The organism is Rhizobium sp. B21/90, from assembly GCF_019355815.1.
In the GTDB taxonomy this organism is placed as follows: Bacteria; Pseudomonadota; Alphaproteobacteria; order Rhizobiales; family Rhizobiaceae; genus Rhizobium; species Rhizobium rhododendri.
In genome coordinates, this window is the sequence record NZ_CP072162.1 from 805,359 (window position 1) to 825,757 (window position 20,399).

Annotated in this window: 25 protein-coding genes; 12 read left to right on the forward strand and 13 right to left on the reverse strand. The window is 59.1% G+C overall.

Annotation, left to right across the window (positions count from 1 at the left end; all coding sequences use genetic code 11):
* Positions 1 to 26: 26 nt before the first annotated feature.
* From J5278_RS03825 to J5278_RS03840, 4 genes are all read right to left on the reverse strand, one after another.
* On the reverse strand, positions 27 to 1,640 hold the full coding sequence (locus J5278_RS03825; protein ID WP_209182135.1) for a hypothetical protein: 1,614 nt from the start codon (positions 1,638 to 1,640) through the stop codon (positions 27 to 29).
* A gap of 231 nt (positions 1,641 to 1,871) precedes the next feature.
* The gene (locus tag J5278_RS03830; RefSeq protein WP_209182134.1) at positions 1,872 to 2,498 is read right to left on the reverse strand and encodes a ribonuclease D; all 627 of its coding nucleotides are present in this window, start codon (positions 2,496 to 2,498) and stop codon (positions 1,872 to 1,874) included.
* A 174-nt stretch (positions 2,499 to 2,672) separates the two neighbouring features.
* Complete coding sequence (locus J5278_RS03835) at positions 2,673 to 3,353, reverse strand: sugar transferase (protein WP_142831532.1); 681 nt, start codon at positions 3,351 to 3,353, stop codon at positions 2,673 to 2,675.
* Between the two features lie 204 nt (positions 3,354 to 3,557).
* The gene (locus J5278_RS03840; RefSeq protein WP_209182133.1) at positions 3,558 to 3,818 is read right to left on the reverse strand and encodes a hypothetical protein; all 261 of its coding nucleotides are present in this window, start codon (positions 3,816 to 3,818) and stop codon (positions 3,558 to 3,560) included.
* A 301-nt stretch (positions 3,819 to 4,119) separates the two neighbouring features.
* Here J5278_RS03840 and J5278_RS03845 point away from each other — a divergent pair, with 301 nt between their 5' ends.
* Positions 4,120 to 4,413 (forward strand): exopolysaccharide production repressor protein, encoded by a 294-nt coding sequence (locus J5278_RS03845; RefSeq protein ID WP_142831531.1) that lies wholly within the window; start codon positions 4,120 to 4,122, stop codon positions 4,411 to 4,413.
* Positions 4,414 to 4,419: 6 nt separating this feature from the next.
* Here J5278_RS03845 and J5278_RS03850 read toward each other — a convergent pair whose 3' ends face one another.
* Complete coding sequence (locus J5278_RS03850) at positions 4,420 to 5,157, reverse strand: metallophosphoesterase family protein (RefSeq protein WP_209182132.1); 738 nt, start codon at positions 5,155 to 5,157, stop codon at positions 4,420 to 4,422.
* A gap of 322 nt (positions 5,158 to 5,479) precedes the next feature.
* On the opposite strand from J5278_RS03850, the gene copC reads away from it, so the two are divergent.
* Both copC and copD read left to right on the forward strand, forming a co-directional pair.
* On the forward strand, positions 5,480 to 5,848 hold the full coding sequence (gene copC / locus J5278_RS03855) for a copper homeostasis periplasmic binding protein CopC (protein ID WP_209182131.1): 369 nt from the start codon (positions 5,480 to 5,482) through the stop codon (positions 5,846 to 5,848).
* Positions 5,845 to 6,732, forward strand: coding sequence for a copper homeostasis membrane protein CopD (gene copD, locus J5278_RS03860; RefSeq protein ID WP_247749741.1), 888 nt, complete (start codon positions 5,845 to 5,847; stop codon positions 6,730 to 6,732). Before copC ends, copD begins: the two co-directional genes overlap by 4 nt.
* 11 nt (positions 6,733 to 6,743) lie before the next feature.
* On the opposite strand, the gene J5278_RS03865 is transcribed toward copD, so the two are convergent.
* The 4 genes from J5278_RS03865 to J5278_RS03880 form a co-directional block, all read right to left on the reverse strand.
* Positions 6,744 to 7,028 carry a hypothetical protein gene (locus J5278_RS03865; protein WP_209182130.1) on the reverse strand — a complete coding sequence of 95 codons (285 nt, stop codon included), beginning with the start codon at positions 7,026 to 7,028 and terminating at the stop codon, positions 6,744 to 6,746.
* Between the two features lie 287 nt (positions 7,029 to 7,315).
* Entirely contained in the window at positions 7,316 to 9,433 is a 2,118-nt protein-coding gene (locus J5278_RS03870) for a catalase (RefSeq protein WP_209182129.1), read from the reverse strand.
* A 139-nt stretch (positions 9,434 to 9,572) separates the two neighbouring features.
* Complete coding sequence (locus J5278_RS03875) at positions 9,573 to 10,187, reverse strand: general stress protein (protein WP_209182128.1); 615 nt, start codon at positions 10,185 to 10,187, stop codon at positions 9,573 to 9,575.
* 40 nt (positions 10,188 to 10,227) lie between these two features.
* The gene (locus J5278_RS03880) at positions 10,228 to 10,545 is read right to left on the reverse strand and encodes a PepSY domain-containing protein (RefSeq protein ID WP_142831524.1); all 318 of its coding nucleotides are present in this window, start codon (positions 10,543 to 10,545) and stop codon (positions 10,228 to 10,230) included.
* 318 nt (positions 10,546 to 10,863) lie between these two features.
* Here J5278_RS03880 and J5278_RS03885 point away from each other — a divergent pair, with 318 nt between their 5' ends.
* Entirely contained in the window at positions 10,864 to 11,445 is a 582-nt protein-coding gene (locus tag J5278_RS03885; RefSeq protein ID WP_209207649.1) for a hypothetical protein, read from the forward strand.
* A 105-nt stretch (positions 11,446 to 11,550) separates the two neighbouring features.
* Here the strand turns inward: J5278_RS03885 and tkt are convergent, their stop codons facing one another.
* Complete coding sequence (gene tkt / locus J5278_RS03890; protein WP_219258312.1) at positions 11,551 to 13,596, reverse strand: transketolase; 2,046 nt, start codon at positions 13,594 to 13,596, stop codon at positions 11,551 to 11,553.
* A 205-nt stretch (positions 13,597 to 13,801) separates the two neighbouring features.
* Between tkt and J5278_RS03895 the strand changes: the two genes are divergently transcribed.
* The 4 genes from J5278_RS03895 to J5278_RS03910 all read left to right on the forward strand — a co-directional run bounded on the left by J5278_RS03895 (position 13,802) and on the right by J5278_RS03910 (position 15,513).
* Positions 13,802 to 13,978, forward strand: a complete 177-nt coding sequence (locus J5278_RS03895) for a hypothetical protein (protein WP_209182125.1) — start codon at positions 13,802 to 13,804, stop codon at positions 13,976 to 13,978.
* A 70-nt stretch (positions 13,979 to 14,048) separates the two neighbouring features.
* A complete protein-coding gene (locus J5278_RS03900; RefSeq protein WP_111220849.1) occupies positions 14,049 to 14,255 on the forward strand; it encodes a hypothetical protein in 207 nt (68 codons plus the stop codon).
* A 182-nt stretch (positions 14,256 to 14,437) separates the two neighbouring features.
* On the forward strand, positions 14,438 to 14,680 hold the full coding sequence (locus J5278_RS03905; RefSeq protein ID WP_111220850.1) for a DUF2188 domain-containing protein: 243 nt from the start codon (positions 14,438 to 14,440) through the stop codon (positions 14,678 to 14,680).
* 101 nt (positions 14,681 to 14,781) lie between these two features.
* Positions 14,782 to 15,513, forward strand: coding sequence for a pentapeptide repeat-containing protein (locus tag J5278_RS03910; protein WP_209182124.1), 732 nt, complete (start codon positions 14,782 to 14,784; stop codon positions 15,511 to 15,513).
* Positions 15,514 to 15,542: 29 nt separating this feature from the next.
* Here the strand turns inward: J5278_RS03910 and J5278_RS03915 are convergent, their stop codons facing one another.
* Positions 15,543 to 16,019 (reverse strand): hypothetical protein, encoded by a 477-nt coding sequence (locus tag J5278_RS03915; RefSeq protein WP_142831521.1) that lies wholly within the window; start codon positions 16,017 to 16,019, stop codon positions 15,543 to 15,545.
* A gap of 136 nt (positions 16,020 to 16,155) precedes the next feature.
* Here J5278_RS03915 and J5278_RS03920 point away from each other — a divergent pair, with 136 nt between their 5' ends.
* Positions 16,156 to 16,791 (forward strand): trimeric intracellular cation channel family protein, encoded by a 636-nt coding sequence (locus tag J5278_RS03920; RefSeq protein WP_142831520.1) that lies wholly within the window; start codon positions 16,156 to 16,158, stop codon positions 16,789 to 16,791.
* 16 nt (positions 16,792 to 16,807) lie between these two features.
* Here J5278_RS03920 and irrA read toward each other — a convergent pair whose 3' ends face one another.
* On the reverse strand, positions 16,808 to 17,227 hold the full coding sequence (gene irrA / locus J5278_RS03925; RefSeq protein WP_111220854.1) for an iron response transcriptional regulator IrrA: 420 nt from the start codon (positions 17,225 to 17,227) through the stop codon (positions 16,808 to 16,810).
* A 298-nt stretch (positions 17,228 to 17,525) separates the two neighbouring features.
* Here irrA and fabA point away from each other — a divergent pair, with 298 nt between their 5' ends.
* From fabA to fabI, 3 genes are all read left to right on the forward strand, one after another.
* On the forward strand, positions 17,526 to 18,041 hold the full coding sequence (gene fabA / locus J5278_RS03930) for a 3-hydroxyacyl-[acyl-carrier-protein] dehydratase FabA (RefSeq protein ID WP_111220855.1): 516 nt from the start codon (positions 17,526 to 17,528) through the stop codon (positions 18,039 to 18,041).
* A gap of 67 nt (positions 18,042 to 18,108) precedes the next feature.
* Complete coding sequence (gene fabB / locus J5278_RS03935) at positions 18,109 to 19,332, forward strand: beta-ketoacyl-ACP synthase I (RefSeq protein ID WP_142831519.1); 1,224 nt, start codon at positions 18,109 to 18,111, stop codon at positions 19,330 to 19,332.
* A 4-nt stretch (positions 19,333 to 19,336) separates the two neighbouring features.
* Complete coding sequence (fabI, locus tag J5278_RS03940; RefSeq protein WP_142831518.1) at positions 19,337 to 20,143, forward strand: enoyl-ACP reductase FabI; 807 nt, start codon at positions 19,337 to 19,339, stop codon at positions 20,141 to 20,143.
* A gap of 49 nt (positions 20,144 to 20,192) precedes the next feature.
* Here the strand turns inward: fabI and J5278_RS03945 are convergent, their stop codons facing one another.
* On the reverse strand, positions 20,193 to 20,378 hold the full coding sequence (locus J5278_RS03945; RefSeq protein ID WP_161990996.1) for a helix-turn-helix transcriptional regulator: 186 nt from the start codon (positions 20,376 to 20,378) through the stop codon (positions 20,193 to 20,195).
* Between the last annotated feature and the right edge of the window lie 21 nt (positions 20,379 to 20,399).

A 20,399-nucleotide genomic window follows, 5' to 3' on the forward strand; every position in this document is an offset into this window, starting at 1 on the left:
ATTTGTCGGAACCCGTCGTGGAACGCTCAGGCGCCGATGCGCTGGTAGAGATCGTAACCGGCGCTCGGCACCGGCTCCGTGGATGTCGGGCGGGGCAGGGCTGTCAGCGACGAGCGGCTGACCGAAGGCAAATCAGCGGAAGCTTCGGAATCTGGCCCAGCTTCCAGCATGTCGAGCGCCTCTTCGGCGGGCGTTTCCGGCTCTTCCTCGGGTTCGGCGTCCTCTTGCGGCTGGTGGCCGGGATATTCGTGCTCGTCGTCATCGACGGCGTCGACGCGGTCGATGCGGAGGGCTTCCTTATTCTTGACGACATCGTCGCCCGGCGCATAGGGCACGGTGACGAAGGCGACGGCAAGACCCGGCGGGGTGGCAGCGGGGGCGTGCTGCAGGGCCACCAGCGGTGCGGCTTCGGGCTGATCGGACTGGGCATTGGCAACGACCACCGAAGGTGCCTGTTCCTCTGCCAAGGTTTGTTGCGTCAGCGAGACGGGTATGGCGTTGGCAAGAGGAGGTGTCCGCTCCGGTGCGGTTGCTGCGCCCGGTACCGGCAAGTTCTGCAGTTCCGTGCCGTCTATCATGTCTGAAATCAGCGCCTGGGCAATGGCCTTGTCGGCGAGCGGCGCAGCTTCAGCCATGGTCTGCAGCAAATCGGTGCCGGTTGCCTGGACCAACCGGTCAAAGACGGCCTTTAGCCCTTCCTTGATGTCGCTACGGATCTGCTGGTTGGCGCGCGGTATGCTTTCGTCCGGCGTCAAAGTCGGGACGGCCGTCTTTGTGGGGTCTGCTGAAGGTGCCGGTGCGGCAACGGTCTGTGCTTGTGGCGCCTGTGGTGCTTGGGCGGCTGCAGTGTTTGCCGGCGCCGTCGAGGGCTGGGCGGTCGCGGCAGGCACCGAAGGATTTCGCAGTTGTTGGTCTGTCGGGTCCTTCAGGGCAATGGTGGCAGTTTCCGGCGGATGCGGATCGACAGTAGTTTCCGGTGGTTGGAGTTGCACGATGTCTGCAGGAGCGGTGGCGGCAGACGTCGCGGCGGCAGGTTGGCCCGACTGCGGAGGAACGGTGGTCGGGAGTGCGGCGGTCTGCGTGGCTCCGTTGCGCAAAGGCAAAGGTAGCGCTGCGGCTGCCGTTTCGGCCTGGCTGTTGTTCTGCCCGTAGGAGGCAACGACCGACTTGGTTGCCAGATCTTTTTCCTTGTAGCGGACGACTTCGAGATAGGCGATGAGTTGCGCTGCCTCGGCGCCGGCCGGATCGTGAAGGGCGGCAGCCACCAGCGCCAAGGGTGCCGTCTGCCCCTTCGCGGCCAGCTGCTGCTGCAGTGCCGCCATCTGCTTCGGCGGCAGTTCCGTCATGGTATCGGCCAGCCTCAGCGCATAGGTAGCCTTGCTCTCGCCGGGTGCCTGCGGCAATGCGAGGGACTGGCTGACAGCGTCGATGACGGCAAACAGGCTGTCGAGCATTCGGGCACGTGCATTGAGCAGGAGGATGTTCAGCTTGCCTTCCACCCCGGCGCTGGCAGCCAGTGACAAGGCAACCGCTGCATCCGGCTCGGCCGAGAGCCCGGACAGCATCTCCGTTACGACTGCGACCTCGCGCTGCGGTGCGACGGGACTTGCGCTGGAAACTGCGGCAACGGGAGGCAACATCGGCATGCTCCATATCGGACAGCTGAAAATGGACACAATAACGGAAACAAAACAGGGCTGCTTATGCAGACATGGCATCCCAGAGCCAGATAACGGCTGCGCGGCGCATCATGGCGCCTGTCGAATGCGAGTAGTTACCGATAAAATATCGCCAAGAGCGTTAACAAGCCGTTAAGGAAGCTAAATCCATCGGCCGATAATTCCGCATTGCACACAAAAAGGCTTCGTAGCTCAGCTATGCGCGAAAATATCGGTGTCTTGCCAGCCGAGCAAATCAAGCTTGGCCCGGGTCGGCAGGAATTCGAAACAGGCTTGCGCATGCTCCATTCGTCCGTCGCGAACCAGGCGATATGTCAGCTTGTCGCGAAGCGCATGAAGGTGGAGCACGTCTGAGGCCGCATATTCGAGCTGGGCCTGCGAAAGCTTGTCTGCGGCCCAGTCGGTCTGCTGCTGTGCCTTGGACACGTCGACCTCCAGCATTTCCTTGAGATTGTCCTTCAGGCCGTGGCGATCGGTGTAGGTGCGGCAGAGGCGCGAGGCTATCTTGGTGCAGAACACAGAGACGGTGGTGACGCCGAACGTATGGAACAGCACGGCAATATCGAATCGGCCGTAGTGAAAGATCTTCTGGCGGGCCGGATCTGCGAGCATGGCAACGAGGTTGGGGGCATCCGTTTGTCCGGCGGCGATCCGGATGACGTCGGCGCTGCCGTCGCCAGGCGAAAGCTGCACAACGCAGAGGCGATCACGGCGCGGTATCAGGCCCAGTGTTTCGGTATCGATTGCGATCGCGTCGGAATATCGCGCTGCGGCCACGTCGGAAATGTCGCCTTCGTGATAGCGGATGGTCGTTGCCATGATGTCTCCGGTCTGGTCGTCCACTTGCGAGCTTTGAGACCGCTATAGCGCAGAGACACTGCCGGGGATACCTCTCGAGGGCACTGGACGAAGAGGTTGGTCGTGGGGCTTAGCCCTCAGACACAGAAAATGCCGGCAAATCGCCATGCCGGCATTTTCAATTGCAGAGGTCGATCAGTAGCTGCCGCGGGAGAGGCATACAGCCGGGATCGTCTTGGCGATGATTGTCACGTCGCTCAGGAGAGACCAGTTCTTTACATAGTGCGTGTCGAGGCCAACGCGTTCAGCGTAGGACACATCGTTGCGTCCGCTGACCTGCCAGAGACCTGTCAGACCCGGACGTGCCTTCAGATAGTAGACTGCGGAGCTCTCATAGAGCATCAATTCGTCTTCCACGACGGGACGTGGACCAACAATGCTCATTTCACCACGGATGATGTTCAGCAGCTGCGGCAATTCGTCGAGGCTGAGCTTGCGGAGCACTGCGCCGACAGGCGTAACCCTAGGATCGTCCTGGAGCTTGCGGGTTGCCAGCCACTCTTCGCGCGCCTTTGGATTGGCGTCGAGATGTTTGCGCAGCACCTGATCGCCATCGACGACCATCGTGCGGAACTTCAGGCACTTAAATGTGCGACCGTTGTGGCCGATACGAGAATGCCCGTAAAGCGCAGGGCCCTTGTTCGTAAACTTGACCAATGCAACCAGCATCAGGAAAACCGGGCTGAGAAACAGCAGGGCCATCGACGCCAGTGCGAGGTCGAATCCCCGCTTCAGAATACCGCCTGTCGGTGGATGAGTGCCGGAACTTGCGGCGTTGAAAAAAGCCGGATCGGCCGATCTCGTCGCATACTTCATAGATTGCTCCACTTTTGTTGGCGATTGGTCGGATGCGTCAGGGGAGGGTAGATAGGGCTCCATGTTCAAGAGTATATCGCAGGACATGGTTTTTTTAAGCCAAATTTTTGTAACACGTGTGGCGACGTGAAAAATCGCGGCGTTTGTCGATACTATAGAAATTTTCAAGCCCAAATTTTCGGTTTTTATGCTTAGAAAAGTTGCTTAATTTTTTGCTAAAATCGATTTTATAATGACATTATACAAAAATTGTCCCAAAAATCGCGTAGAAGGTGGAAATATATACGTTGTCTCCATCCGCATAATCGCAGGATATATTGTCTGCCGCCTTTCAATCGTTTCAAATTCTAATCGTTTTTGCTGCAATGCACCGATTTTGTTGCGACGCACTCTTGCGCCATCGGCATCGTCACTTTGTAATAATATTTGATTGAAGCTAACTTTTGCAGACAGTTGTGGCCGCATTCAACGCGTTCCGACTGCAGGATTTGGGGTTTAAAAAGTGGCAGGAAAATGACGAATATTAAATCGAGCGACTTCATCCGCCGTTAATATTGATGCAACTTAACGTCGTGTCGATCGGCGTAGAATTGCCTGGACTACACCAAAAATTCATGATCACAGGGCATCATAAAACCGCGACTGAAGAACAGCATGTGATTGAATTATACCGCTTTCTAAAATATATTCATTTTCCGGGAGCGGGAAGAACTGCAGCGATGTATTCGGTCGGCTTATCAACGAAATCTACTTCAAGGTGACATTCATGAGTGCGCCACGCGTGTTCGCGGGCATGTTCGTTACGATCATCGTCTTTGCAATCGTGACATATTGCATGACCGGATCTCTCGTCATAACCGTACTGGAATCAATTGCTGCGGCAATCTTGCTGCAGCTCGGCTATTTTCTGTGCATTGGCTATCTTGTGTGGAAGCAGGCGAAGCGCGCGGCGGCCAGCGGCGCCACCGATCTCATCAACAGCGCCGAAAGCCTTCGCGACGACAAGATCTCCCATTTGCCGTCCACGCCTTTCAACCAGCCTGGTCCGTTGGGCCATTAACAACGCTCAGGTCGACATGACGTTGACCGTGCCCTCGTAAAATCGTGCCACCGACAAACTTCCCGAGTGAAATGCGCCGGTATCGAGATTGAGGCGACGACCACGCGCTTCCGGCGATTTCACCTGCGTGTGGCCATGCACCACGAGCTTTGGAAGCGGCGTTCGGCTTTTCAGGAACCGGCCTCTGATGAAGACGAGATCCTGGTCGGTCTGGTCGGCTATGGACAAGTGCGGATCTATGCCGGCGTGAACGAAAAGCACGCTCGGGGTGTCCAGCATGATCGGCAGGTCTCTCAGAAATGCGATGTGATCCGCAGGCAGCGAGGCGCGGATAAAGTCGTCGAGCTTCTTGGGCGAAGGATATTGCCGCGCCAGGTGATTGCTATCCAGGCCGTAAGATAGAAGCGTGGCCTCGGCGCCCATGGCCAGCCACTGCGTCAAGGTGATCTCGCCGTCGACATAGGCCAGCATCGCCGTTTCATGGTTACCGGTCAGGCAGATGCGGTCGAAACCCTCCGGCGCCGGTGCCATGAGATGGCTGACGACCCTGGCCGAATCCGGGCCACGATCAATATAGTCGCCGAGCGTGATCATCAGCTTGCGCCCGGGAAATTGCGCTGCGTCGGCGGTGATCAATGCCTCGATGGCGGTCAACAGATCGTAGCGACCGTGGATATCGCCGATCGCGTAAGTCGGTACTCCTGCTATATCGCGAAACTCACGTCGACGCTGACTTTCCTGCATTCCATTGCCTGCCATAAAATGCCTTCACGGTCCTTGGGTTATTCGCCATCGCGGCGCCGGTTCGCTGACATGCTACTCGCTTGGCCCTCAAATGACCGCCACTTTCTTTGCAGCCTTGGGTATATCACCTGCAATCCTCCATCTGCGCCCTTGGTGCAAGGGCTTGCGGCAAAGCGTCACCATGGGGAGCGCAACGATATCATTCGATTGACAGGGGCTTTTGACGCTCCTACCGGCTTTTCGTGCAGTTTTGGTTTTTCAGACCGACTAGCTGCACCTTCACGTTCCGTGAGCGTTGTTTCATCTGTCGCAAGGAGTCATCATGACAAATCGTAGCGTCGCTTCAGCCCTCCTCTTTCTCTGCACGCTCGGCGTCGCTGGCCAGGCGTCGGCGCATGCCCATCTCAAGACCTCGCTGCCGGCGGATAAGAGTACCGTTGCATCGGCGCCTTCGGCGGTGACGATGACGTTCACCGAAAGCCTAAATCTCAAATTTTCGGGCATCAAGCTGATCGGGCCGGAAAAGGCTGCGGTGAAAACGGGAGATGCGAGCCTCAGCGATGAGGACAAGGGTCTGACCGTGCCTGTCGCCGGTCCGCTCACGGCTGGACCCTACACCGTCGAATGGCATGTGCTGTCGAGCGATGGGCACAAGACCAGCGGTTCCTTCAGTTTCACCGTCAAGCCTTGATCGAACCATCGACAGCGATCCAAATCTGCCGCTTTCTGCATGATAGCGCCCTGTTGCTGTTGTGGGGTACGGCTGCTTTCGTCGCGTTTCTCATGCCACCCTCGCTGGCCGCCCAGATGCTGATACGTCTCGGCATCTTTCCGCTCGCTGCAGCCGGGGTGGCGGTTCTGACGACAGTGGCAGCATTACCGTTGCAGGCGGCAGCTCTGGGCAATGGGTGGCCCGATGCCGTGGACGGGGCAACGGTGTATGCCGTCCTCGTCGCAAGTCCGTTCGCTCTTTTCTTTCAGGCGCAGGCGGTGGCAGGATTGCTTCTAATGCTGGCCTTCATCCGCCGCGCTGACAGGCGAATGGGGACCGTGGCCCTTGCGTCAGCGGTTGGCCTCGCGGGGCTGGCGCTGACCGGGCATGCCTCCATGGAAGATGGCCTGCTCCGGATTGCCCATCGGCTCAACGACATCGTCCACCTTCTCGCCGGCGGTGCCTGGTTGGGGGCGTTGATCCCGTTTGTGGTCGTGCTGAGGATGCTTGCGGTGCCCGAATATCATACCGCGGCGCAAGTTGCGCTGCGGCGTTTTTCGAACGTCGGACACGGCGCCGTCTTTCTGGTGTTGGCGACGGGGATCGTCAATTCCATCATGACGCTCGGCCGCTGGCCAACTGACTGGTCATCGCCATACCTGCTGATGCTGACGATGAAGATCGCTGCTGTCGGCATGATGACATGTCTTGCTATCGTCAACCGCTATGTGTTCGTTCCGGCGATCGCTGAAAACCCGGACGCCGCGTTGCTGTCAATCCGGCGGGCTAGCTTGGTCGAGATCCTGCTGGGTGTTGCCGCTATCGGGCTGGTGGCCGTGTTCGGCACGCTCGATCCGACTTGACTGTCCGGGCTTCAACGCTCGCATCTTTGCGAGAGATAATGGTTGTCGTCGTCGCAGCGGGTGAAGCCACTCGCCGGAGAGGCGCCGGAGGCCGAAATCGAGCCGGTAATGCGGGGCTCAGGCGCGGGGTCACGGTGTACTAAGCCCATTCCCGCCAGCATCACGACGGCTGCGACGACCACAATAATCTCGCCGAACGACAGCTTGTGGGCGGCAACGTGTTCGCGATAATCCTTTTCGCCATTGCCTGCAGGTTCGTCCCGGTGGGGCTGCTCGAAAAAATCGCAACATGCCATATCAATATCTCCCAGCGCTTAAGGTCGCTTTGATGCAAGGCCGACCGCAAACCAGCGGGTGAGGCTGGGCATGGCACTTGCAGGCGTAATGTGTGATCGGGGCGTGGGTTATTGAAGGGCGGAAAACGAAACGGACTGTTCAGAAAATCTGATCAATATGGATAGGTACGACGAAATAGGGCTTTTTTCGTAACAATCGTGCCTATTGCAATATCCATTGCGGAAAATAAAAAGGCCACGCAGCCTTGAAGTGGCTGCGTGGCCTGTTTTCAAACTATCGCGAAGCCTTATGGCAGCTTGACCGATGGCTCGCGGCCCCAGACGCGGAGCTTGCCGATTTCCTCGAAGAAGCCAGTCAGATCCCTGGTTCCGGAGAGACTGATCGTGCCTTCGTCGAGCGCATCGGCGATGCCGGCCTTCTGCATCAACGGAAGAGCTGCATCGACATAGCCGATGTATTTGCAGTGAGAGAAGGCATCGGCCACGAAGTCGCGTGCCGTTGCTTCCCGTACCAGCTCTTCCGTGCCTTCCGGTGAGGTCAACAGCATGACAGCATCGTAGAGAACGGACGGTCCGCCATCGATCATCTGATGCGCGGCCAGCCACTTGCCATCAGATGCGGTGACACCGCCGACCCTTGGGGCGATCACCTCGAAGTCCGCCTTGGCATCGACCACGGCCGCAACGACTGCCTTGACCATGGCAGCATCGACGCCGTCGGTCACAAGAATCCCCAGCTTGCGACCCTCGAAGCGCATCGGGCCTTTTCTGGCAATGCTGAGCGAGGGCGACTCTTCGAGGTCCTGGCGTGTCGCGACAGCAGCGTCGGCCGGCTTCGGCATTGTCTGCAGACCGAGCTTGCGGGCAACCGTCGAGGCCAGTGTCTCGTCGATATTGAAGAGGTGCGAGACGACCCGCTCGCGGATGACCGGCGTCATGACCTTGCTGAGTTCGAAGGTGATGGCCGCCACAATGTGGCGCTGCTCGGGCGGCGTCTGGCTGATATAGAACTGCCGGGCCTGGCTGTAATGGTCGGCAAAGCTTTCCGGACGCAGCCGAACCTTCTGGCCCTGCTCCTCCGAAGGGAAGTGACGATAGCCCGCTGTCGGCGATTCGCGCGGACCTTCACCCCAGGAATTCGGCTGGTAGTTGGCACGACCCTTCGGGTTGTGCATCGCCATGTGGCCGTCCTGCTGGAAATTGTTGAACGGACATTTCGGCGCATTGATCGGGATATGGGCGAAGTTCGGGCCACCCAGGCGCTTCAGCTGCGTATCGAGATAAGAGAAGTTGCGGCCCTGCAGCAGCGGATCGTTGCTGAAATCGATACCGGGCGGGACGTTCTGCGTCATGAAGGCGACCTGTTCGGTCTCGGCAAAGAAGTTGTCGGGCATCCGGTCCAGCACAAGGCGGCCGACGGCTACCGGCTTCAGGATCTCTTCCGGGATGAGCTTCGTCGCATCGAGCACATCGAAGTCGAATTTATCGGCAAAGTCCTGATCGAAGAGCTGGACCTGCAGTTCCCACTCAGGGAAATTGCCGGACTGGATGGCTTGGTAGAGATCACGGCGATGGAAATCCGGATCGGCGCCGTTGATCTTGACCGCTTCGTTCCAGGCGACCGATTGCAGGCCGAGTTTCGGCTTCCAATGGAACTTGACGAAGGTCGATTTGTTTTCGGCGTTGACGAAGCGAAAGGTGTGTACGCCGAACCCTTCCATGAACCGGAAGGAGCGGGGAAGGCCACGGTCGGACATCACCCACATGATCATGTGCATGCTTTCAGGAGTCAGGCTGATGAAGTCCCAGAAATTGTCGTGGGCCGACTGCGCCTGTGGGAAGCCCTTGTCAGGCTCGGGCTTGACGGCGTGGATGACGTCGGGAAACTTGATGGCGTCTTGGATGAAGAACACCGGGATGTTGTTGCCAACCAGATCCCAGTTGCCCTCCTTGGTATAGATCTTGACGGCAAAGCCGCGCACGTCGCGGGCAAGGTCAAACGAGCCCTTGCTGCCGGCAACCGTCGAAAAACGCACGAAAGCCGGTGTCTTTTCGCCAGGCCGCTGGAACAGGTCGGCTTGCGTGTAGTCGGCCAGCGACTCATAGGTTTCGAAATAGCCGTGGGCACCATAGCCGCGCGCGTGGACGACGCGTTCAGGGATGCGCTCGTGGTCGAAATGGAAGATTTTTTCGCGGAAATGAAAGTCGTCGATCAGTGCCGGGCCGCGCGCTCCGACCTTGAGAGTGTTCTGGTCATCCGAGACGGGGCCGCCCTGGGACGTTGTCAGAACAGGCGTATCGCCTTCGGCATACTGGTGAAGTTCGCCACCGTTGCCGCGCTGCAGCGTCTGGTCATGAATTGTCACCTTGTCAGAGACAAAGGTCTGGGTTGGTTTTCTAGCCATCTGGGTTCTCCGGTCGGGGGTAGGTCCAAGCTCAACCTAGACCTCGCGACATCGTTCCCTATTTTCTCAAAATAGCCCGATGCCCGAAAACCACGAAAGCCGGCCGCGGGGGCCGGCTTTCCTTTGGATCATAAGACGATCAGATGCGGGGATTGTTAGTACCGTAACGGTTACGCTCGGCATCAATTTCCGACTGCGAATAGGGGTCGAGCGTGTCGTCGAAGCGGTTCCAGCCCTCGGCGGTATAGGCCGTGCGACGGTCCGTCAGGTTTACACGCTTGGAGCGGTCAAGGATCGCTTCAGCTGAAACGGCTTCGTCCTCTTCGACCTGTGCGGTGACCAGAGTGCCACCACGGCGGACACCTTCAGCGTAGACATGGGCGTCTTCTTCCGGCACGCCGGAACTGATGAGGGCGCCAACAACACCGCCGGCCGCACCGCCTACCACTGCACCTGCAACGGCGCCCGTCAGCGTGGCGACAAGCCAACCGGCTGCGACGACCGGGCCCACGCCTGGGATGGCAAGCATGCCGAGGCCTGCGAGCAATCCGCCGGCACCACCGGCAACTGCGCCAATGCCGACGCCAGTTCCGGCGCCTTCAGCTGCGTTGTTACCCTGATCCTCAACCTTGCGGCCGTCGTTAGTGTTGGAAACGATGCTGATGTTCTTCGATGCAATACCGGCGCTTTCGAGCTGGCCAACCGCAGTCTTTGCATCATCGTAGTTGTCGAACAGACCTGTGACAGTTCTCATGGTGTTTTCCTTCCGAATGTTATTATTGATGAGGACGCGATTACTTGGCCTGGACAACGTTGCCCTGATAATCGAGCGACACCTGAACTGGCTTGGCGTCCTTATTTGCGCTGGCGCGCCAGATGCCCTGGTCGTCGAGCTTGAGGTCAGCGACATCTGCAAAGCCGGCCGCTTCGATGCGCGACTTCGCCTGCGATTCCGTAAAGCTGTTCTTGCCCTGGACCGGTGCGCCCGCGTTTGTGGTTTCAGGCGTGGCGACGGCCGGTGTATCCTGCGAGGTTGTCGGTGTCTGGCTCTGCGCAAAGGCAACCGAAGTCGTCATCAGGGCAGCAATCGACGTCAGCAAAATCTTCTTCATCGGTGTTTCCTCGTCTGTGTCTTGTTGTTGTTTGTTGCCCTCTGACAACCAGTTCGCTGTTGAGTTGTTCCAAGTCGAAATTGAACTAATTGCGTGGGCCCAACGGTATGGGGAGTTTGCAGCAAGCCCTCCAAGACTTACGCAAGGTGCACGCCAACCCTCTGGGATAGCTCGGATTTCCGATTGATCAAGCAATCGGTCGGGGGACGTGAGCCCGTTTACAAGCGGGCATTCGCGGCCGTCCGGGCGAGAATTATTCGGGCTCAGAAATGCCCGCAAAACAGCAACGATCAAATGACCGTCATTGCGTGAAACATTATGGTTCACATCACGTTTACGCTGTCGACAAGGATGGTGGACCCGATGAACCCTACCCAGCAGAGACAGAATTTTCGCGCCAATTCCAGCAAGCAGTCGGATGCAGACACGTTGCGCGAGGCGCGCGATCTGGTCGACCAGTATCTGCGCTATCTAAAGCTGGCGGATCTGGGGCTCGACGTCGTCGACATCGACGATCTCCCGTTCCGAAAACAATTGCTTGTCAGCGCGGTGCGTCTCCTGATCGCAACGGAATCCTCGGCAACCACCCGCCAGCAGCTGCGCAAGGTCGGGCTAACTCTCGCTTCCTTCCAGGACGATATCGGCCAGCGCATGACCATGCGTCCGCTTCCAGCAGAGGAAAGGATGAGCGAGCAAGAGCTGCAGGCGGCAATGAAAAAACATCGCCATCTAATCGCGAGATTTGATCGCGCTTTCGCGGCGATGGCCACGGAGCGCGTTCGCCTGGACGATCTGTTCCAGCAGTCGATGCGCATGGCAGAGCGCCGGGAAAGCAATGCCGCGGCAGCATCTCGCCGGCCAGCCTACGAGGCGGGTGGGACGTATTCGCCGTACCTCTGACTTCGGTAATATGGTCGAGAGAGGACAGACTTAATTCCTCAACGAAAATGCCGCCTCACCGGGCGGCATTTTCTATCCGGCAGATTGGGAGTTTTCTTCAGCGGTTCAAGCAGCGAGGGCAGCAACCACTTCGCGGCCGGCGCGGGCGACGGCTTCGGTGTTGATATCGAACTTGCGGTAGACATCCTCGATTTTACCGGATGCGCCGAAGTCGTGCATGCCGACGAAACGACCGTCGAGACCGAGATACCTGTCCCAGCTATCCTGCACGGCAGCCTCAACCGCGACGCGTGCGCGCTTCTCGCCGAGCACGGATGCCTTGTAGGCGGCATCCTGGGCTTCGAACAGCAGCTTGCAGGGCATGGAGACGACGGCGGTCGGAATACCCTCGGCCTGCAGTAGGTCGCGCGCTTCGACGGCAAGGTGCAGCTCCGATCCGGTCGCAAAAATCGTCAGCTGGCGGGGGCCGCCTTCCGCTTCCAGCAGCACGTAGCCACCCTTGGCAGAAAGATTTTCCTTGCCGGGATCGCGGCGCAGCAGCGGCATCGGCTGGCGTGACAGGGCAATGAGCGCTGCCTGGCGCGGTGCGTCGAGAATGGCTTCCCAGCATTCGGCCGTTTCGATCGGATCGCCCGGGCGGTAGACTGCAAGCTTCGGGATGGCACGCAGCGCGCTCAGATGCTCGACCGGCTGATGCGTCGGACCGTCTTCGCCGAGGCCAATCGAATCGTGGGTCATGACGAAGATAGTGCGGATATCCATCATCGCTGCCAGGCGGAGTGCCGGGCGGCAATAGTCGGAGAACGTCAGGAAGGTGCCGCCGTAGGGCACTAGGCCGCCATGCAGGGCTATGCCGTTCATCGCCGCAGTCATGCCGTGCTCCCGAACGCCGTAATGGACATAGGAGCCGTCGAACTGGCCGGCTGGGATTTCAACCTGGTTCTTCGCCTTGGTGTTGTTGGATGGTGTCAGGTCAGCCGAGCCGCCGAGCATCTCCGGAATGGCATCGAACAGATGGTTGAGGACGATGCCGCTTGCCTGTCGCGTGGCGAGATCCTTGTCGCTGCCAAGCAGCTCTGTCTTGGCGTCGGTGACTGCCTGCTTCCAGCCGGCCGGCAGCTCGCCTTTCATCCGGCGGTCGAAATCTACGCCCAGCCCATCGGGGGCTGCCTTGACGCGGTCGGCCCAGGCCATGCGAGCATCGCGCCCCTTGGCGCCGATCGCCCTCCAGGCATCCAGCAGTGGCTGCGGGATTTCGAAAGGCGCTGCATCCCACTTCAGCAGACGGCGCGCGCCGGCAATTTCTTCTTCGCCGGGTGCATCGCTGTGCGCCTTCTGGGTGCCCGCCTTGGTCGGGAAGCCGAAGCCGATGACGGTCTTGCAGGAGATCATCGACGGCTTGTCGGTCACCTTCTGTGCTTCGACGATTGCTGCGCGGATGGCATCGGTGTCGTGACCGTCGATTTCCTGCACATGCCAGTTCGACGCCCGGAAGCGTGCTGCCTGATCATCGGACTCGGACAAGTTGACTGCACCGTCGATCGTGATCGAATTGTTGTCGAAGAAAGCGATCAGACGGCCTAACTTGCGGTGGCCGGCAAGCGAGATTGCCTCGTGGCTGATGCCTTCCATCAGGCAACCGTCGCCCATGAATACATAGGTGAAGTGATCGACCAGGGCATCGCCGAATTTGGCGTTCATGATGCGTTCGGCAAAAGCCAGGCCCACGGAATTGGCGAGACCCTGGCCGAGCGGACCTGTGGTGGTCTCGATGCCCGGGGCATGATGGTATTCGGGGTGACCTGGCGTGCGGCTGTCGATCTGGCGAAAATTCTTGATTTCGTCGATGGTCATTTCCTTGACGCCGGTCAGGTAGAGGAGGCTGTAGAGCAGCATCGAGCCATGGCCGTTGGAGATCAGGAAACGGTCGCGGTCGAACCAGTGCGGGTCTGCTGCATCGAATTTCATAAACTCGGAAAAAAGCACCGTGGCGATATCAGCCATACCCATTGGCATGCCCGGATGGCCGCTTTTTGCTTTCTGCACCGCATCCATCGACAGGAAACGGATGCAATCGGCCATGTCGCGCAGGTGCTGATCGCGCGGGGCAGGAACGGTTTTTTCGGTCTGGACCGGGGATTGGGTTGCCATGGTGATGCTCCAAATTTCGTTCGCTGGGAATGGTTTTGCCGCGCGACAGGGCCGGGGCTCGTCTACTGGTAGATATAGCCAGGCTGTGGAATTCAACCGTCCTCCGCAAAAGGTGAACGGCTGGGGATGGCAGTCGGAGGCGTATTGCTCCTCGATTGGGCATGCGACGCCTATCATTTGACCAGATTGTCTTGTAGTGGGCTCCATGACATTAAAACGATCCGACAAACGCGATACCAGCCTTCGCGACATCTGGAGCATGCACGAATTTGCACGCCGCGATCTTCTTGACAAAAAGCAGATCGGTCGGCTGAAGATGTTGATGGGTCCCGTCCAGGAACGTCAGGACACCAATCTCGATCACGCCAGCCGCTGGTGGTGATTTTCACGGCCTGCCGGCGTGACACCGGCGGTTGAAAATGCAGTATGTTCAGCCTTGAGCCGGAGCCGTCATGGATAACGTTGAAATCAACAGCCGCAGCGAATTCGCACTCTGGGCCATCCAGCGGGCGCAGGAAATCGTTCGCAATGAAGGCTCGGCGCTGGCGTTGTCTGCCCGCGATATGGACGAGGAAGCCTTGCAGCGTACCGGCGGCGCTCTCGGCAAGGCGATCTCCGATGCCATGCTCGAAGTGTTTGACGGGCTCATGGTGGAATAGGGCCCCTCCGGTCTAACGACAATTTCCGGATGCAATCGCAGCATCCACATTGTCCAGTGGCCGTTGAAGCCCTATTTCCGATAGGCGTGGAAGACGACTACCGGGCAAGCCGCAAGGATTTAAGCCTTCCGGCGTGCAAAGTAGGCTAAGCTGCGCGACATCTGGAATTAGGAAAATATGTCATGCACGTTACGTATCATGTTGCCGAACACGACGAAGGCTGGGGTTATCGACTGGGCGACGTATGGTCTGAAACATTCCCTGATCATGCGCAGGCCCTGAAAGCTGCCAAGGACGCCGCGAAACGCCAGCAGATCGGCGGCCAGGATGCGGAGATCGCCTATCAGGCGGCGGACGGAAGCTGGAAGACCGAGTCGGCCAGCGGCGGCGACCGTCCGGAAGCGGACGTCAAGGATGATGGCTGATCGATAGACAGGCGCAAAAGCCGGAGGCTGGAGCGTTGGAAATCAGGTGACATGGGTGTGGCATGGTTGTTGATACGCCGGTAGTTTCGTCGAGACGGGGAATGCCTTTGGCTGAAGCCATCGGCGGCAAAGGCCTTCGCCACCCCGTGCCGCTTGCCATGTTCGCACTCGCTGCCTCGCTGGCGTTTTATTGCGCGCCGGGCGCCCGGGCTGCCGATTGCGACAGCATGCCGGAGCCTGGTCTCGATTGGAGCGAATGCAGCAAGAAGAATATCATGCTTGACGGCAGCAACCTCAAGGATGCCAACCTTTCCGGCGCCGATCTGTCTGTCACCGGGCTTCCGAACTCCAACCTTGACGGGGCGCAGCTTGAAAAAGCCAACCTTATGCGCGCCTGGTTTACCGGCTCGACGATGAAGAAGGCGGACTTCGCGCGAGTCCAGGCCTACCGCAGCGGCTTTTCCAAGGTGTCGGCCGATGGTGCGTCTTTTGCCAGTGCCGAACTGCAGAGAGCCAATTTTTCCGGAGCGAAACTGACTGGGGCCGACTTCCAGAAGGCCGAACTCGGACGGGCGAACTTCGACAAGGTGGTGCTGGGCGATACGAATTTTACCCTGGCCAACCTCTCGCGTGCCCATTTCGATGCTGCCAGCGTCCAGGGGCCGATAAACTTCGATAGGGCATTCATGTTCCTGACCGATATCGAAGGTCTGGATCTCTCAAATGCGCGCGGTCTGCTGCAGCCGCAGATCGATCTGTCCTGCGGCGACGACAAGACTAAGCTGCCGCCCGCCCTGAAAAAGCCGGCCGGCTGGCCCTGCCACGCGGACTGAGACCTCGAAGACGCCAATGGCGCCTGCCCCTACTTCTTGAATATCGTCGTGAACTTTGTACCGCGCACGCGCACCGTGATCTGGCATGGTTCGGTGTCGGTGCGGTCGCAGAAGCGCGGATGCATCTTCATCACAAGCACCATGTTGCCGAACCGCATGATGAAGTCGTAGCTGTAGATCTGCGCGGTGGCGATCATAAGGTAGCCGCCGGTGTCGACCTGGATGTAGAAGTTGTGCGGGCAACCTTCATCGGTGCAGTCGGGGCCTTTTTCGCCCTTGCAGGTGATTTCACCTTCGTTGATGACGATATCGCCGCGCTTGTCGTTGTTGATGTCCTGCTCTGTTGCAAATCCATCGCCAAAGGTGACACCGGCGCCGCAACGCTTGGTGAAATGCTCCTTTTCGAAAGCGACGGGATCGGTCAGGAGCGCCTGCTGGGCGCTGGCGACTGCGGGCATGACCACGAACGCCATCACATTCAAAAATGCCAGAAACAAAAATCTCACAAAATCACCTCGCAATAACGGGCTCCGACACAGGCGCGTGGCAGTCCGGGCTGCAAGTTAGTCCTTCCTCCTTGCGCGGCCCTGACTGCCGTGATCCACTGCGGCATTTGCAGCAGACCTGTTCGTGGGGCCATTCATGTCGCTACTGTCGTTCCTCGATTATGCAGGCGTTGCCGTGTTTGCCGCGACCGGCGCCCTGTCGGCATCGCGCAAGCAGCTCGACCTGATCGGATTCCTGTTTCTGGCGGCGGTGACGGGGATTGGCGGGGGCACGCTGCGCGACATCGTGCTCGGCAGGCTGCCGGTCTTCTGGGTGCTCAATCCGACCTATATCCTCGTCTGCTGCGTGATCGGTGTCGTCGTGTTCTTCACGGCGCATCTGCTGGAGTCGCGATACAAGCTGCTGATCTGGCTCGATGCCGTCGGGCTGGCGGCCTATTGCGTGATGGGCGCCGCCAAGGGCCTGGCAGCCACGGGTTCGCCGACGGTTGCCATCGTCACCGGCACATTGACGGCCACCTTCGGTGGGATCCTGCGCGATATGATCAGCAACGAGCCATCGGTGCTCCTGCGTCCGGAGATCTATGTGACGGCCGCGCTCATCGGCGCATGCGTCTTTGTTGCCGCCAATTCGACGCCAATGCCGCTGTATGCCGCCTCTGCGCTCGGGGTGATCGCGGCGTTCGGGGTTCGAGGCGGAGCTTTGTGGTTCGGTTGGACTTTTCGCGGCTATCGCCCGAGGCCCGGACGGCATCCGGACGATGTCTTATAGAAGGACTGACTGGCAGCTAGCGCTGGATCGGACGCAGGCGGATGACCACGTCGACATGGGCGATTTCCATGCCTTCCGGGGGCTCCGGAAGATTGTCGATGACAAGATTGCTGATCGGAATGTCGAGAACTTCGTTGTGTCCTTCAACGAAGAAGTGGTGATGGTCCGACACGTTGGTGTCGAAATAGGTGCGGGCGCTCTCGACGGCGAGTACGCGGATAAGGCCCGCCTCGGTAAACTGGTGCAGCGTATTGTAAACGGTAGCCAGGGACACCGGCACCTTTGCGGCGACGGCTTCCTCGTGCAGTTCCTCGACGGTGAGGTGACGGTCGCCCTTGGCGAACAAAAGATCGCCCAGCGCGACTCGCTGACGGGTCGGCCGCAGGCCCGCCATGCGCAGTCTGGTCTCGATCGGCAATTCGGCTGCAAACGCCATCAAACGGACTCCAAAGTCGTCGTGTCGACTATTCTTGAGTGCTTCATATATCTTTTGCTTGCCCGGCTTTCAATAGTTCGAGTGGGGACATTGACGGGCAAAAAGCCGCAATGTCCGGCTTTTAGAGCATTTGCCTCTGGCAGCGGCCTTGGGCTTCCTGTATGCGACCACCACATAAAGGTGAAACGTGCCCGATCAGTGGGCGGGAATGGACAAGCCAATGCTAGAGCTTCAATTCCTGCCGATCTTACACTAACCTCACTCGCCAAAGGCATTCATGCGGGGGAAACGGATTTTTATGACGACGAAACCATCCAGCTTCAACTACGAGGAAATCCTGAGCTGCGGTCGCGGCGAATTGTTCGGCCCAGGTAACGCACAATTGCCGTTGCCGCCGATGCTGATGGTTCACCGCATTACCGATATCTCGGAAACTGGTGGCGCCTTCGACAAGGGATACGTGCGCGCGGAATACGACGTGCGTCCCGACGACTGGTATTTCCCGTGCCATTTTGCCGGCAATCCGATCATGCCAGGCTGCCTCGGTCTCGACGGCATGTGGCAGTTGACGGGCTTCTATCTCGGCTGGCTCGGAGAACCGGGCCGTGGCATGGCGCTTTCGACTGGTGAAGTGAAGTTCAAGGGCATGGTTCGTCCGGCGACGAAACTTCTGCAATTCGGCATAGATTTCAAGCGCGTGATGCGCGGCCGCATGGTGCTTGGCATCGCCGATGGCTGGATGAAGGCCGACGGCGAGGAAATCTACCGGGCAACCGACCTCCGGGTCGGGTTGGCCAAGGAAAAGGCAGAGTGATTGGCGTTCACGCGCGCGATCCTCTATCCACTGCATGCAATTCGACACTAACAAAAAGGTCCAACACATGAGACGGGTTGTTGTCACAGGTCTTGGTATTGTCTCTTCCATCGGAAACGATGCCGCCGAAGTCACTGCTGCGCTGCGCGAGACCAAGTCCGGCATCTCGTTCTCGCCGGATTTTGCCGAGCACGGTTTCAGATGCCACGTCTGGGGCAAGCCGTCGCTAGATCCGACCGATCTGGTCGACCGTCGCGCCATGCGCTTCCTGTCGCAGGGCGGTGCGTGGAACCACGTGGCCATGAAGCAGGCAATCGCTGATTCAGGCCTCGAGGATTCGGATATCGGTGGGAACGAGCGCACCGGCATCATCATGGGCTCCGGCGGGCCTTCGACGCGAACGCTGATCGAAGCGGCCGACATCACCATCAAGAACAACAGCCCGAAGCGCATCGGCCCGTTTGCGGTTCCGAAGGCGATGTCATCGACCGCGTCGGCGACCCTTGCCACCTGGTTCAAGATCCACGGCGTCAACTACTCGATCTCGTCCGCCTGCTCGACCTCCGCCCATTGCATCGGCAATGCGATGGAGATGATCCAGTGGGGCAAGCAGGACGTGATGTTTGCTGGCGGCCACGAAGATCTCGACTGGACTATGTCCAACCTGTTCGATGCCATGGGCGCGATGTCGTCAAAGTACAACGACACCCCGTCAACCGCGTCACGCGCCTATGACGTCAGCCGGGACGGCTTCGTCATTGCCGGCGGTGCCGGTGTGCTGGTGCTCGAAGAACTCGAGCATGCCAAGGCGCGGGGCGCCAAGATCTACTGCGAGATCACCGGATATGGTGCCACCTCGGATGGCTACGACATGGTCGCACCGTCGGGCGAGGGTGCCATTCGCTGCATGCGCCAGGCGCTGAAGACAGTGGACGGCGAGGTCGACTACATCAACACTCACGGGACCTCTACGCCGGTGGGCGACAGCAAGGAAATCGGCGCGATCCGCGAAGTGTTCGGCGACAAAATTCCGCCGATCCAATCGACGAAGTCGCAGACCGGCCATTCGCTCGGTGCAGCCGGCGTCCAGGAATCGATCTACTCGATCCTGATGATGCAGGAGCGCTTCATCGGCGAGAGCGCCCACATCACAGAACTCGACCCGGAATTTGACGGCGTTCCGATCGTGCGCAAGCGCATCGACAACGCCCGGATGGATACCGTGCTTTCCAACTCCTTCGGCTTCGGCGGGACCAACGCTACGCTCGTGTTCCAGCGCCACAACGGATAAATCAATGACCGGAATAATGCAGGGTAAGCGCGGCCTCATCATGGGTGTCGCGAACAATCATTCCATCGCCTGGGGCATCGCGAAGGCGCTGGCTGCCCAGGGGGCGGAATTGGCCTTCACCTTCCAGGGTGATGCGCTCGGCAAGCGGGTTAAGCCGCTCGCCGCCGAACTCGGTTCGGACTTCATCCTGCCCTGCGATGTAGAGGATATCGCCTCGGTCGATAGCGTTATCGATGCCCTGAAGAGCCGCTGGGGCAGCGTCGATTTCGTCGTCCATGCCATTGGCTTTTCCGACAAGAACGAACTCAAGGGTCTCTATGCCAACACCACGCGCGATAACTTTTCGCGGACCATGGTAATCTCCTGTTTCTCCTTCACCGAAATCGCCAAGCGGGTTGCCACGCTGATGACCGAAGGCGGCAGCATGCTGACGCTGACCTATAACGGCTCGTCGCGGGTGATCCCGAACTACAATGTCATGGGTGTAGCAAAGGCAGCGCTCGAAGCATCGGTGCGCTATCTGGCGGCCGATTACGGTCCGCGCGGGATCCGCGTCAACGCCATCTCGGCCGGCCCTATCCGCACGCTTGCAGGCGCCGGTATTGCCGACGCCCGTGCCATCCTGTCGTGGAACCAGCACAACGCGCCGCTGCGCAAGACCGTGACGATCGACAATGTCGGCAGTTCGGCGCTGTATCTTCTGTCGGATCTTTCCGCAGGCGTGACGGGCGAAATCCATCACGTCGATTCCGGCTTCAACATCACCTCGATGCCGACGCTGGAAACGCTGACGCGGGCTGAAATCGACTGATACCAAACATCAGACCGGCGCAGTGCTGCGTCGGTCTATACGGCGGGGCCTATCTTGGCTGTTCCGGACCTATGGCTATATGGCCATGCAGCACGGCGATGGTCACTGCGTGCAGCCGGTTGCTTGCTCCCAGTTTCTCCTCGACCGTCTTCATCAGCTGCTCGATTTCTGGTTCGGGCAGCTCCAGCGTCCGGCCGATCTCCTCCAGCCGATGGCCGTCGGCTATCAGTTGCAAGATATCTTTTTCACGAGATGT